Origin of the sequence: Streptacidiphilus melanogenes (genome assembly GCF_000787835.1) — a bacterium.
Lineage (GTDB): Bacteria > Actinomycetota > Actinomycetes > Streptomycetales > Streptomycetaceae > Streptacidiphilus > Streptacidiphilus melanogenes.
In genome coordinates this window covers 209869-223335 of record NZ_BBPP01000009.1, presented here as the reverse complement: position 1 = coordinate 223335, position 13467 = coordinate 209869, and the positions used below count along the sequence as shown (strand labels likewise).

General features: G+C 72.3%; 12 protein-coding genes. 8 read left to right on the top strand and 4 right to left on the bottom strand.

The window, feature by feature from the left end; all coding sequences use genetic code 11:
* Positions 1-46 precede the first annotated feature (46 nt).
* Positions 47-1501 (bottom strand): NADP-dependent phosphogluconate dehydrogenase, encoded by a 1455-nt coding sequence (gene gnd / locus TR49_RS13380; RefSeq protein ID WP_042381190.1) that lies wholly within the window; start codon positions 1499-1501, stop codon positions 47-49.
* A gap of 186 nt (positions 1502-1687) precedes the next feature.
* Here gnd and TR49_RS13375 point away from each other — a divergent pair, with 186 nt between their 5' ends.
* The 4 genes from TR49_RS13375 (at position 1688) to TR49_RS13360 (ending at position 5938) form a co-directional block, all read left to right on the top strand.
* Positions 1688-2245 carry a hemerythrin domain-containing protein gene (locus TR49_RS13375; protein WP_042381189.1) on the top strand — a complete coding sequence of 186 codons (558 nt, stop codon included), beginning with the start codon at positions 1688-1690 and terminating at the stop codon, positions 2243-2245.
* A 314-nt stretch (positions 2246-2559) separates the two neighbouring features.
* Positions 2560-2832, top strand: coding sequence for a hypothetical protein (locus TR49_RS13370; protein WP_042381188.1), 273 nt, complete (start codon positions 2560-2562; stop codon positions 2830-2832).
* A 42-nt stretch (positions 2833-2874) separates the two neighbouring features.
* Positions 2875-3783 carry a hypothetical protein gene (locus TR49_RS13365; protein WP_042381187.1) on the top strand — a complete coding sequence of 303 codons (909 nt, stop codon included), beginning with the start codon at positions 2875-2877 and terminating at the stop codon, positions 3781-3783.
* Between the two features lie 73 nt (positions 3784-3856).
* Positions 3857-5938 carry a SpoIIE family protein phosphatase gene (locus tag TR49_RS13360; protein WP_052434261.1) on the top strand — a complete coding sequence of 694 codons (2082 nt, stop codon included), beginning with the start codon at positions 3857-3859 and terminating at the stop codon, positions 5936-5938.
* A 52-nt stretch (positions 5939-5990) separates the two neighbouring features.
* Here the strand turns inward: TR49_RS13360 and folE are convergent, their stop codons facing one another.
* Entirely contained in the window at positions 5991-6548 is a 558-nt protein-coding gene (gene folE, locus TR49_RS13355; RefSeq protein ID WP_152627245.1) for a GTP cyclohydrolase I FolE, read from the bottom strand.
* 237 nt (positions 6549-6785) lie between these two features.
* Here folE and TR49_RS13350 point away from each other — a divergent pair, with 237 nt between their 5' ends.
* Both TR49_RS13350 and TR49_RS13345 read left to right on the top strand, forming a co-directional pair.
* Positions 6786-7559: a helix-turn-helix transcriptional regulator gene (locus TR49_RS13350; protein ID WP_236653346.1), complete on the top strand. Its 774-nt coding sequence runs from the start codon at positions 6786-6788 to the stop codon at positions 7557-7559.
* A 134-nt stretch (positions 7560-7693) separates the two neighbouring features.
* Complete coding sequence (locus TR49_RS13345) at positions 7694-8494, top strand: SAM-dependent methyltransferase (protein WP_042381185.1); 801 nt, start codon at positions 7694-7696, stop codon at positions 8492-8494.
* 46 nt (positions 8495-8540) lie between these two features.
* Here the strand turns inward: TR49_RS13345 and TR49_RS13340 are convergent, their stop codons facing one another.
* Together TR49_RS13340 and TR49_RS13335 are read right to left on the bottom strand one after the other, a co-directional pair.
* Positions 8541-8921 (bottom strand): VOC family protein, encoded by a 381-nt coding sequence (locus TR49_RS13340; RefSeq protein WP_042381184.1) that lies wholly within the window; start codon positions 8919-8921, stop codon positions 8541-8543.
* A 93-nt stretch (positions 8922-9014) separates the two neighbouring features.
* Entirely contained in the window at positions 9015-9755 is a 741-nt protein-coding gene (locus TR49_RS13335; protein WP_042381182.1) for a class I SAM-dependent methyltransferase, read from the bottom strand.
* A 268-nt stretch (positions 9756-10023) separates the two neighbouring features.
* Between TR49_RS13335 and TR49_RS13330 the strand changes: the two genes are divergently transcribed.
* Together TR49_RS13330 and TR49_RS13325 are read left to right on the top strand one after the other, a co-directional pair.
* Positions 10024-11463, top strand: coding sequence for a phospholipase C (locus TR49_RS13330; protein WP_042381181.1), 1440 nt, complete (start codon positions 10024-10026; stop codon positions 11461-11463).
* A gap of 43 nt (positions 11464-11506) precedes the next feature.
* Entirely contained in the window at positions 11507-13408 is a 1902-nt protein-coding gene (locus tag TR49_RS13325) for a Xaa-Pro dipeptidyl-peptidase (RefSeq protein ID WP_084724874.1), read from the top strand.
* Positions 13409-13467 lie beyond the last annotated feature (59 nt).

Below are 13467 nucleotides of genomic sequence, written 5' to 3'. Positions count from 1 at the left end.
GCGGGCACGGGCTGCTTTCTGTCGCGTCGTCCGCACGCGCCGGCGCCTACGACGTCCCGGTGTCCGTCCGGATCTCGGGGCGGCCGGGCTCGGCCCAGCGGGTGTGGTAGACGCCCTCGCGGTCGGTGCGGTGGTAGGTGTGGGCGCCGAAGAAGTCGCGCAGGCCCTGGATCAGCGCGGCGGGCAGGCGCTCGCTGCGCAGGGTGTCGTAGAAGGCGAGCGCGGCGGTGAAGGCCGGCGCCGGGATGCCGCGGTGGGCGGCGATGGCCACGACCTCGCGCCAGGGCACCTGGGCGTCGCCGATCTCGGCCGCGAACCCCTCCTCGGCGAGCAGACTGACCAGGCCGGGGTTGGCGGCGTGCGCCGCCCGGATCCGGTCCAGGAAGGCGGCCCGGATGATGCAGCCGCCACGCCAGATCCGCGCCACCGCGCCGAGGTCGATGTCCCACCCGTACTCGGCCGCGCCGTCGCGGATCATGGTCCAGCCCTGGTCGTAGGCGATGATCTTCGACGCGTACAGCGCCTGCTCGACCTGGTCGGTGAAGCGTTCCGCCTCGTGGTGGCGCAGCTCCTGTTCGGTGCCGCCCGCCAGGGGCCGGTAGGCCGCGCGCAGCTCGGCCCGCGAGGAGGCCACCCGGGCGAAGGTGGCCTGCGCGATGGCGGTGACGGGGGAGCCGAGGTCGAGGGCGGTCTGCACGGTCCAGCGCCCGGTGCCCTTCTGCTCCGCGGCGTCCTGGACGATGTCGACGAAGGGCTGCCCGGTCTCGGGGTCGGTGTGTGCGAGCACCTCGGCGGTGATCTCGATGAGGTAGGAGTTCAGCCGCCCCTTGTTCCAGCGGCGGAAGATCTCGGCGATCTCGGCCGGGGTGTACCCGGCGACCTCCCGCAGCAGCTGGTACGCCTCGGCGATGAGCTGCATGTCGGCGTACTCGATGCCGTTGTGCACCATCTTGACGAAGTGCCCGGCCCCGTCGGTGCCGATGTGGGTGCAGCACGGATCGCCGTCCACATGGGCGCTGATCTTCTCCAGCATCGGGCCGAGCACGGCGTAGGACTCCTCGGAACCGCCGGGCATGATCGAGGGGCCGTGCAGCGCGCCCTCCTCGCCGCCGGAGACGCCGGTGCCGACGAAGTGGATGCCGCGCTCGCGCAGGGCCCGCTCGCGGCGGCGGGTGTCGGCGAAGTGCGCGTTGCCGCCGTCGATGATCATGTCGCCCGGCTCCAGCAGCGGCGCGAACTCCTCGATGACCTCGTCGGTGGGCTGTCCGGCCTTCACCATGATCAGCAGCCGCCGTGGGCGCTCCAGCGCGGCCACGAAGTCCTCCAGCGACTCCGCGGGGACGAACGTCCCCTCGTGGCCGAACTTCTCGACCAGCGCCCGCGTGCGGGACGGCGTGCGGTTGTGCACCGCCACTGTGTACCCGTGGCGGGCGAAGTTCCGGGCCAGGTTGCGGCCCATCACCGCCAGCCCGGTGACGCCGATCTGCGCCGTTGCCTCCATCAGCCTGCCTCCCTGGATTCGTGGGCCCGCGCACGCACCCGGCGCCGCCGGCGGACCTTTCCAGGCTCACCCCCAGCCCCTGGAGCCGCCACCGGATGCCGGGGCCGCTGCCCGCCACGGGTGTCAGGACGCGGGAAGCGGGCAGGCGCCACCCACATCCCACCTGAACAGGAAGGCGGCAGACTGATGGGCCACGGCGGCAACGTCATCGCGGAGCTGAGCACCGACCACCGCGAGGTCGAGTCGATGTTCGAGCAGATCCAGTCCCTCCCGGCGGGCGACCCCAGGCGGGGCGAGATCGTGGACCGGCTCACCGTGGAGCTGGTGCGCCACTCGGTCGCGGAGGAGCTGCACCTGTATCCCGCCGTCCGCACGTATCTGCCCGACGGCGACGCGCTGGCCGACGCGGAGCTCGACGGCCACGCGCACGTGGAGAAGCTGCTGAAGCGCCTGGAGGGCCTCGACGTCACCGACCCCCGGTTCGACGAGACCGTCCCGGTGCTGATCGCCGAGGTGAAAGCCCACGTGGCGGACGAGGAGGCGCACCTGTTCCCGGCGCTCGCCGACGCCTGCGGCCCGGACCGGCTCGACGAGTTGGGCGAGCGGATCCGCAAGGCCAAGGACCGGGCGCCGACCCGTCCCCACCCCGCCGCACCCGACACCCCTCCGGGCAACAAGCTCGTCGCGCCGGGCCTGGGCCTGGTCGACCGCGCGCGCGACTTCGTCACCGGCCGCGGCCAGTAGGCGAGTACGCGACCACACGAGTCGTGGCGGGAGCCCCAGCAGCAGCCGGGTCTCCCGCCACGCTCCGGGGCCGTGCGTTCCCCGCCGCACCGGGCCCACCGGGGTAGCGGCCTGTGCGGCTCCCGCGCGCCGTCCAGGGGGGGTGGTTGTGTGCGCGGGAGCGCTCCCAAAAGGATTGCCTGCTTCCGGCTCCTTGTCCACCGGGTCGTCCCACTCATTTTGCGCGCGGCTCACGAGAGTTGACGGGAAGCCACGCTCCGCTCGGCAGCGCCGACCGCCGGCTGTCGACTCCGGGGCCACTATGCTGCGGGGTCATGGAAGCTGCCCCGGGTCACGACATCGTCGCCGGCAACACCGTCGTCTCCTTCGACGGGCGGGTGCTGGAGCTGTTCGGCCATGCCGCCCGCCAGGGAAACCGCATCCACGTCGCGCTGATCACCGGCGTCGCGATCGACGCGGCCAAGGCCGTGGTCTCGGTGCGCGGCGGCTCCGACTACTCGATCGTGCTGTCCGGGCTCGACGACGCCACGCGCGCCGCCGTCGAGGGCCTGATGGAGCAGGTCAAGCGGTCGGCTCCGGGCGTCTAGCCGTTCGACGGAGTGCGTTCCGTGTCTCCTCGCCTGAGTGCCATGCTCACCGTCGACGACCCCGACCTCCCCGCCTCGGACGATGCGGCAGCAAGGTGGCTCACCCACGGACTGCGGGCCGTCTCTCCCGCGGCATGGCTCTGGATCACCGAACACGGCCGCTTCACCCCCGATGACGAGACCTGCGGTCCGCCCGAGGGCTACGCCGTCGCCATCACGGCCCGGATGCCCGGCCGGCCCGACGAGATCGTCATGATGTCGGGAGCGGCCGAACCCGAAGACTGGATCGCTGCTCGCATGTCCGAGCGTCCGTTGAATGTGGGAGCGTCGGTCTTCCGCCTCGACTCCCGGGGCGCTGTCGACCGTGAGAAGAGCCGGTCGCTGCGCCTGGAGGCCGTCTGGGACACTGCCTTGACCGGCGTCCCGCAACCATGCCCGACTCTGTTGGCCTCGACGACGCTTGACGACCACTCATCGTCGGCCCCACGGGATTCCACGGCAGAGGCGCTGCTCGGACTCGTGAAACGCACGGCGACGGTCGCCGAGGCCTCATTCGGTCATGTCTGTGACGACGCCGGCTACCACGGGCTCACGTCCCTCGACGAGGTCCTCTGGCGCGGTGGCCGCCGCAGGTCCGTGGCCGCGGCGCGGTCCGTTCTCCGCGGATACTCCTGGGCCACGGTCCTGCCCCGGGATCTGGTCGACAGGCTGGGCGGAGTCCCCTCACTCGAGGGGACAGGCGCTTTTGTCGACGTGCACGAACTCCGGGGCGGCTCCGTCGCCGCCAAGGCCACCGAGCGCTTCTCCTCCTACGATGACGAAGCCGTGCTTCGCGTGTTCCGGGCATGTGCTCCCGTTCTCCCTGCGGGGATGCCGCGCGAGACCATCGCCGGTCGCGCGGACGGACGAAGGAGAAGCATCGTCTGGGAGGACGCGAGTCGGTTCGCGTAGCCCCGCCCGCCGATCGTGCGGCGCTCGCCGGGGGAGGAGATCATGGGGGAAGGCCCTCGAGGACGGAGCGCGGATGGGTGGCGACGGGCGTTCCCCAGGCGTCGCGCGGGCCGCAGGGCCGGTGCCGCCGGGCTCGCTGCTGGATCTGCTGCACGTGGCCGCCGTGGTCCTCGACTCCAGCGGACGGATCGTCTTCTGGAGCCCCCAGGCCGAGGAGGTGTTCGGCTACACCGCGGACGAGGCGCTGGGGCGCTTCGCCGCCCCGCTGCTGGTCCCCGAGGACCACCTGGGACTCGTGGCGGGGTTGTTCGCCGAGGTCATGGCCACGGGGTCGTCGTGGGCGGGCGCGTTCCCGGTCCGCCACAAGGACGGCAGCACCCCGCTGGTGGAGTTCCGCAACGTGCGACTGACCGACCAGGCGGGCGAGGTCTTCGCGCTCGGAATCGCCGTGGACCACACGACGCTGCGGCGGGTCGAGACGGACCTGGCCCTCTCGCAGGGCCTGGTCACCCAGTCACCCATCGGGATCGCCCTGCTGGACGAGCAACTGCGGTACGTGATGGTCAATCCGGCGTTGGAGCGCATCAACGGCATCCCCGCCGCCGAGCATGTCGGCCGCCGGCCGCGCGAGGTCCTGCCGCTCCTGGACACCACGACGATCGAGTCCGGGCTGCGGCACGTCCTGCTCACCGGCACGCCGCTGCTGGACCAGTACACCGTCGGCCGCACGCGCTCGGATCCCGACCACGACCACGCCTGGTCCGTGTCCTCCTACCGGCTGGAGGGCCCGGGCGGCCGGGTGATCGGGGTGGCCATCTCCGTGGTGGACGTCAGCGAGCGGCACCAGGCGGGCATCGAGGCGGACCGGGCCCGACGCCGTCTGGCGCTGATCGCGAAGGCCTCGGCCCGGGTGGGCACCACGCTGGAGGTCGAGCAGACCGCCCAGGAACTGGCCGACGCCGCCGTCCCGGATCTCGCCGACCTGGCCGCGGTCGACGTCCTCGACGCGGTCCTCGAGTTCAGGCCCGCCCGCCGCCCGGACGAGGACGGCCCGGAGCTGTTCCGCGCGCTCGCGGTCGCCGCCGCCTACCCGACCGACGCCGCCTCCGCGGCCGACACGGTCGGTGAACCGGCAGCCTACAGCGCCGACCGCCTGATCACCCGCTGCGTGCGCACCGGTCAACCGGTCCTGGTCACCCACGCGGGTCCCGAGGACCTGCGGCGCATCGCCCGCGACAGCGAGGCCGCCGCGCAGCTCCAGGCGGCCGGGGCCCACTCCTACCTGGCCGTTCCCTTGATCGCCCGCAACGAGGTCCTGGGCGCCTTCGACATGCTGCGGACCCACAACCCGCTCCCGTTCGACGCCGACGACGTCGTCCTCGCCGGTGAACTCGCCGCCCGCGCGGCCGTCGCCATCGACAACGCCCGCTGGCACCAGAGCGTCCGCAACGTCGCGGAGACCCTGCAACGCAGCCTGCTCCCCGGATCCCCGCCCCACCTGCCGGGCCTGGAGGTCGCCTCCCACTACCAGCCCGCCCAGGCCGCCCACCAGGTCGGCGGCGACTGGTACGACATCATCCCGCTGCCGGGCGACCGCACCGCCCTGGTCGTCGGGGACGTCATGGGCAACGGCATCGACGCCGCGGCGACCATGGGCCGTCTGCGCACCGCCACCTGCGCCTTCGCCGACCTCGACCTGGACCCGGACGAGGTGCTCACCCACCTCGACAAGATCACCAGCGGGTTGGAGCGCTACATCGCCACCTGCCTGTACGCCGTCTACGATCCCGGCCGCCACCAGTGCAGGATCGCGAACGCGGGCCACCTGCCCCCGGTGCTCGCCCCCGCCGAGGGTCCACCGGAGCTGCTGGACCTGCCCACGGGCGCCCCGCTCGGCGTCGGCGGCGTCCCGTTCGCGACGACCACCTTCGACCTGCGCCCCGGAGACCGGCTCGTCCTGTACACCGACGGCCTCGTCGAGACCCGGCGCGATCCCATCGACGCCCGCCTCGACGCCCTGCTGCACGCCCTCGACCACCCGTGGCGGCCCCTGGGGGAGTCCTGCCGGTGGCTGGTTGACGCCCTCCGGCACCCCGACGACCACGACGACGTGGCCCTCCTCATCGCCCAGGCCAAGTCGGTCCCGACCGGCTGACTGCGCGCGGACTCGCCGGGGCCCGCGGGCGTGTGCGGTCAAGGCCTGCGGTTCAGGCCTTGCCGGTGACGCCCGTGCAGGCCAGGAACTCGGCTCGGGTGCGGGCGTCGGTGCGCAGGATGCCCAGCAGGGTGGAGGTGAGGGTGCGGGTCCCGGTGGCCTGGACGCCGCGCAGCGTCATACAGGTGTGCTCGGCGTCGATGACGACCCCGACGCCCTTGGGGTCCAGGTTCTCCTGAAGCCAGTCGGCGACCTGCTTGGTCAGGCGCTCCTGCACCTGGGGGCGGCAGGCGAAGTGCTCGACGACGCGGGCGAGCTTGGACAGGCCGAGGATCCGGGCCCCGGGAAGGTATCCGACGTGGGCGGTGCCGACGAACGGCAGCAGGTGGTGCTCGCACACCGAACGCAGCGGGATCGAGCGGGCGAGCACCAGCTCGTCGTAGCCCTCGTCGTTCGGGAACGTGGTCAGGTCGAACGACCGGGGGCTGAACAGTTCGGCGTAGGCGCGGGCCATCCGGCCCGGGGTGCCGCGCAGGCTCTCCGAATCGGTGGACACCCCGAGCGCCTTGAGGAACTGCGCGGCCGCGTCCTCGGCGGCGTCCAGGTCCATCGCGCTGGTGTCCCGCACCACGCGCAGGGGGCTGAACACGGCCTCCTGGTCGAGCAGGTCCGGTTCGGTCGCGGGGCTGGTCCACGCGTTCATCTCAGCTCCCTCCGTGGTCGAGCGCTGCTGCTCGGAGGTGCAACGCTCTTTTTCGCCAACAAGTCTTGTCGTTATTCGAGGCGTCCGTCAAGCACGGCCAAGGATCGGCATTCGTACCAGTGGCGCCGGCGTTATCGTGGGAAGGTGACCAACCCGGATGCCCCCCTGCACCAGCCCGGTCCCGCCGTCGACGGGATCGAGTCCGTGAGCGTGCTGGGGGAGGAGTCACGACGGCGGATGTTCGCCTACATCCGCCGCGCCGGGCACCCGGTCACCCGGGACGAGGCCGCGGCCAGCGTCGGCATCTCCCGCAAACTGGCCGCGTTCCACCTCGAAAAGCTGGTCGACGCGGGCCTGCTGCGCGCCCGCTACGGCTCCCCGGGCGCGCAGCGGCGTGTCGGCCGCCAGCCCAAGGTGTACGAGCCGACCGATGCGCAGATCGCGGTCACGATCCCCGAGCGCCGCCACGAACTGCTGGCGGACCTGCTCCTGGAAGGCGTGCTGGGCCAGACCGACGGCCGCACCGCCGCCGACGCCGCGGCGGAGGCCGCCGCGGACCGGGGCCGACGCCTGGGGCAGCGAGAACGCGAGCGCAGCCGACCCGGACGTCTCGGCGTCGAGCGCGGTCTGACGCTGTGCGAGCGGATGCTCGACGCCTACGGGTACGAGCCGGTCCGCGAGAGCCCGACCCAGGTCCGGCTGCGCAACTGCCCGTTCCACCCACTCGCCGCGAAGGCCACCGCCCTGGTCTGCGGCCTGAACCGGGCCTTCCTCGACGGCTACCTGGACGGGCTGGACGCCCCCGCCGTCCACGCGGTCCTCGACCCGCGCCCTGGCGAGTGCTGCGTGGTCCTCACCGACACGGAGACACCGCCCGCAGACCCGGACCTGGCCCCGGCGGGGGAGAGCCACCGATGACGCCGGGTTCTGCCGCTCCCGGGCCGGGGGAGTCCTGGCCCGTTCGGGCTAAGCGCGCGGGCCGTGCGCCTGCGGACGGCAGGCGGTCCTGGAATCGTGATCCAGAGGCCGGAGCAGCAAGGGAGGGGGCGGGCGTGGAGGACACCGGTCCGCCGTCGGGGAACGGCCCGCCGCGGCCGCGGATCGCCTGCGTGTACGACTACTTCCTCGGCGGGAAGTGCAACATCGACGCCGACCGACAGGCCGCCCGGGCGATCGCGGAGGCGATGCCCGACCTGCCCGACGTGCTGCGCGCGAACCGTGCCTTCGTCGGCCGTGCGGTCCGCGCCCTGGCCGACGCCGGGATCCGGCAGTTCCTCGATCTCGGCTCCGGGCTCGCCGTCAACGGCGCGGTCCACGAGATCACCGCCGACATGGGGGTGGATGCGCGCGTCGTCTGCGTCGACAACGACCCGGTCGTCACCGCCTACAACCGGAGGCGGGTCCCGCGACGCGGCGTCGCGGTCGTCCACGCCGACCTGCGCGACCTGGACGCGGTGCTGTCCGCACCGGAGTCGGCCCTGCTCGACCGCACCCGGCCCGTCGCGGTCCTGATGACCGCGGTGCTGCACTTCGTTCCGCACGCCGACGACCCGGCCGCCGTCGTCGCCCGCTACCGGGACGCCCTCGCTCCAGGCAGCTGCATCGTCCTCAGCCACGCCGAGGACAACCGGCGCCTGCCCGGCACCTATCAGGCCGCCCGCCTGTACTCCAAGGACATCGCCCCCATCCACCTGCGCACCCGCACCGAGATCGCGGCCATGCTCGCCGGCCTCGACCTGCTCGCTCCCGGCCTCGTCCCCATCCCCGACTGGCGTCCCGACGCCGGTGCGCGCCCGTCCACGGCCCCGTCGTACGGCTTCGCCGCGGTGGGCCGAACCGATCGGCAGCGCTGATCCGGCGGCCGTGGGCGGGCCCCGCGACCGGAAGGCCCGTCGTGGGTCAGGCGTGAGGTTCGAACAGTTCCACCGGATTGCCCGAGGGGTCCTCGATCAGCACCTGGTCGCCGCCCATGCCCTTCAGGACCCCGGTACGGAAGCGGGCGCCCGCCATTCGCAGGCGCTCCGCCTCGGCTTCCAGATCCGCGACCTGCAGAGAGATCCGGTTCCAGCCCCCCGGTTCGGGGCGGCGCCCGTCGGCCAGGACCTGCCCGCCCCCGCCCGGGCCGCCCGGTGCGTTGAGCAGCAGCCGGAGGTCGCCCAGGACCAGCGCCGCGAACGACGGTGCGGGGTGCATCGCGACATCGAAGCCCAGCAGGTCGCGGTAGAAGCCGATGGCGGCCTCCACGTCGTCGACGATGTAGCGCACGCTGACGGTGGTCATCGGCTCCTGGCCTCCTGACGCCCGGGCACTCCTCCCCGCGAGCATAGGGCGGCGTCGGTCGCCCGGCATGTCAGGTCCGACGCGGTGGGCGGATCAGGTGCGGCAGCGGAGCATCACCAGGGCGGGGTTGGCGAGGTAGTCGGCCCAGAACTCCTCGCCGTACTGGTGCACGCCCGCGGCGGAGATCTCCAGGGGGACCCAGGTGAGGTCCGCGAACCCGGCGGCGCGCAGGGAGTTCTCGTAGACCGCGCGGCTCGGCGGCGTCGCGACGAAGGAGACCGGCGGGTCGAGCAGCGCGGTGATCCGGGTGCGGGGCCCGATCTCGGTGTCCTCGCCCGCCCGTTCGCACAGGAAGCCGTACTTGGCCAGGGAGGGACCGCCGAAGCGGAAGTCCGGGTGCTGTGCGAAGACGAAGAACTCGGCCCCGTCGACGAGGCTGCGGTGGATGGTGCGGCACATCCGCTCGATCGTGGCGACGTCTTCGGCGTAGTTGAACAGCTGGACCGCGACCGCGAGGTCGAAGCGCCGCTCGAAGGCGCGCAGCTCGGCGACGTCGCCGACCTCGTACTCGACGCCCAGCGGGTCGCTGCCCTCCAGGGCCCGTGCCACGTCGACCATCGCGCCGGAGATGTCGACGCCGAGGACGCGCGAGGCCCCGCGGCGTTTGAACTCCCGGCTGTAGAAGCCCGTCCCGGAGGCCAGGTCGAGGACGGACCTGCCGGTCACGTCGCCGACGAGGGAGAGGAAGCCGGGGACCTCCCCGTAGCGTGCCAGGGGCAGGTCCTTGAAGCCCTCGAAGGCCTCGCCGATCCCGTCGTACAGCTGACCGCCCATCGTGCTGTCCCCCTCGTGTGCCGGCGTTTCCGCCTTCGGCGTCGGCCTTCTGGACGGCCGCGGCCACTGACTGGGGAGTCTTCCTCTCGTCGGCGAAGCACCGCACCGGCGAAACGCACAAACATCTGGCGGCCTCCGGGCGGTGAACTGTCGTCAAACGCCGACCGGGCCGAGCGCCGCCCCCTGCCGGGCCGTCGGCCCCTCCGGTCGCCTCGCCCCGCGACACCCACGGATGGCAGGGCGTGCCGTGCTCGCCAAGAATGGAACGATGACGGACCCCGGCCGACGGAGGGACCAGGCGGCTCTCGACGAGGGCGCTCCCACGGACGTGGCCAACCTGGACAAGATCGACCACGTGGTCGTCCTGATGCTGGAGAACCGTTCGTTCGACCACATGCTCGGTCACCTGAGCCTCGGCGGCGGCCGCCCGGAGATCGACGGTCTGCACCCGGGGCTGGCCAACGAGTACCAGGGGCGCGGCTACCCGGTCCACCATCTCGACGTGACGGCCCTCGGGATCGATCCGGACCACACCGCGGCGGCGGTCGACGTCCAGATCGCGGGCGGGGAGATGAGCGGCTTCGTCGCCGCCGCGGCCGCCGGCCGGCCCCCGCGCGCGGTCGCGGACGGCACGGTGGCCGCGGTCATGGGCTACTACGACGGCGCCGATCTGCCCGTCCACGACCACCTGGCGGAGCACTTCGCGGTCTGCGACCGGTGGTTCGCCTCGGTGCCCGGGTCGACCTGGCCCAACCGGCTGTACGCGCTGTGCGGGTCGGCGGCCGGAAGCCGGGACGAGCTCCCGCCGCACGTGCCGCCGCTGTACCGGCTGCCCTCCTTCGTCCGGCACCTGGACGCGCACGAGGTGAGCTGGCGCTGGTACTCCTTCGACCCGGGGACGCTGCGTCTGGCCGACCCCCGCTACCGGATGGGACACCACCAGCAGTTCGGCTACTTCAGCAAGTCCGGACTGCCCTGGAAGAGCGCTCTCGACCTCGGGGTCGACTCGAAGACGCCGAGCTTCCTCGAGGACGCCGCCGCGGGAGGGCTGCGGTCGGTCTCGTGGATCGACCCGTCGTTCACCAGCTTCAACCCGCTCGGCCTTCCTCTCAACGACGACCACCCGACGGCCGACGTCAAGGACGGCCAGGACCTGGTCCTGGCCGCCTACGACGCGCTCGCCTCGGGTCCGTTGTGGGAGCGGACGCTGCTGCTCGTCGTGTACGACGAACACGGCGGCTTCTACGACCATGTGCCACCGCCCACGGTCGTCGACGACGATCCGGAGATGTTCGGCAGGCTGGGGGTGCGCGTGCCGGCGATCGTCGTCTCGCCGTGGGTCGAGCCGCGCGCCGTGTCGCACACGGTCTTCGACCACACGTCGATCATCAAGACGATCCTGCAGCGGTTCTGTCCGACCGCCCTGAGCGGGAGCCCGTCCGCGAAGGTCACCGGAGCCAGGCTGGGACCGCAGTATCCAGGCACGCGCGTCGCCCGCGCGAGTCATCTCGGGGAGTTGCTGACCCGCACCACGCCCAGACCGGCCCCCGCCCGCGACACCCTGGTGCGTCGGGCCGAGGCGCGAGCCGCGGAGGAGCCCACGACCAGGCGGGCGAACGGCGCCAGGCCGCCCAGCGACCTGCAGGTGCGGATCCAGGCCGCGGCGCACGCCCTGCGGAGCCAAGGGCATCCGCCGCTGGCCCCTTGACGAGTCCCGACCTGACCAGGTCGGCCGGACTTCGTCGATGATGATGCGTTGTCATGGGCATGGTTGGGTAAGGTCCCCGTTCGTGAAACCTCACCGCATACGCCCGGTGGCGACGATCGCCATCCTGCTGCTCGCCCTCGTCGCCGTGCTGCCGGCCACCCCCGCCGGCGCGGCCGCAGCCGGTCCCGTCCGGAACGGCGCCAGCCAGCCCGTCTACTCCTACGCCGACGCGATCCGCGAGACCGTCTGGGTCGACACCGGTCTCGACGGCAACCGCGACGGCCGGCACGACCGGGTCGCCGCCGACATCATCCGTCCCAGCGAGCCCGCCAAGGCGGGGACGAGGATCCCGGCGATCATGGACGCCAGCCCGTACTACGCCTGCTGCGGGCGCGGCAACGAGAGCCAGGTCAAGACCTACGACGCACAGGGTCACCCGGTCCAGTTCCCGCTCTTCTACGACAACTACTTCGTCCCGCGCGGCTACGCCGTGGTCCTGGTGGACCTGGCCGGCACCAACCGCTCCGACGGTTGCGTGGACGTCGGCGGCCCCTCCGACGTGACCAGCGCCAAGGCCGTGATCGACTGGCTGAACGGGCGGGCCACCGGCTACAGCACCCGGAGCGGGTCCGGCAAGGTCAGCCCGACCTGGAGCAACGGCTCGGTCGGCATGATCGGCAAGTCCTGGGACGGGACCGTCGCCAACGGCGTGGCCGCCACCGGCGTCGCGGGCCTGAAGACCATCGTGCCGATTTCCGCGATCAGCTCCTGGTACGACTACTACCGCTCGCAGGGCGCCCCGCTCTACAGCGGCACCCCTGCCGACCTGGCTGCCGAGGTCGAGGATCCCGGCGACGCGGCGACCTGCGGCGCCGAGCAGAAGGCGCTGGCGGCCGGTTCGCCGGCCGACGGGGACTGGTCCGCGCTCTGGCAGCAGCGCGACTACGTCCTGTCCGCCGCCAAGGTGAAGGCCAGTGTCTTCGTCGTGCACGGGATGCAGGACCTCAACGTGCGCGACATCAACTTCGGGCAGTGGTGGAACGCGCTGGCGGGCACCCGTGTGGACCGCAAGATCTGGCTCTCCCAGACCGGGCACGTCGACCCCTTCGACTACCGGCGCGGCCCCTGGGTCGACACCCTGCACCAGTGGTTCGACCACTACCTCATGGGCGTGGACAACGGCATCCAGAAGCAGCCGGTCGCCGACATCGAGCGTGCCCCCGACCACTGGACCACCGAGGCCAGCTGGCCGGCCCCCGGCACCGCGAGGACTGCCGTGCACCTCAGCCCCGGTGTGCTGGGCGGCAGTTCGAACAGCGGGAAGGTCTCCTTCACCGACGACCCGAGCAAGGACGAGAACGCCTGGGCCGCCGAGGCCGGTCAGGCCACCGCGGAGAAGACCGCCTTCACCACCGGTCCGCTCAGCCGGGACCTGCACCTGTCCGGCAGCGGCTCGCTGACCCTGACGGTCAGCTCCAGCACCAGCAGTGCCCACCTCAGCGCGGTACTCGTCGACCTCGGCCCGGCCACCGTCCGCGACTACCTGGCCGACGGTGAGGGCATCACCACGCTCACCACCCGCTCCTGCTGGGGCGACAGCACGGCCGGGGACAGCGCCTGCTTCCTGGACACGGCCGCTGACACCATGAAGGTCAACGCGACCGTCTTCAGCCGCGGTTGGGCCGATCTCGGACACTACGCGGGGCTGGACCACACGGTGAGGCTCACCCCGAACCGGCCGTACACGATGACCCTGCAGCTCGCGCCGAGCGACCACGTGATCCCGGCCGGACACCGACTGGCCCTGATCGTGGCCGGCACGGACGACGGCCTGATCAACCCGCCGAGCACGCGCCCGAAGCTGACCGTCGACCTGGCCCGGTCGTCGCTGACGCTGCCCCTGGTCGGCGGATCCGGGCTGTTCGAAGTCGACCGTGCTTCATGACCCGTGTGCCGCGCCCGGACAGTCGGCACGTCGACCTGGCCGGGCACGGTGGACCTACT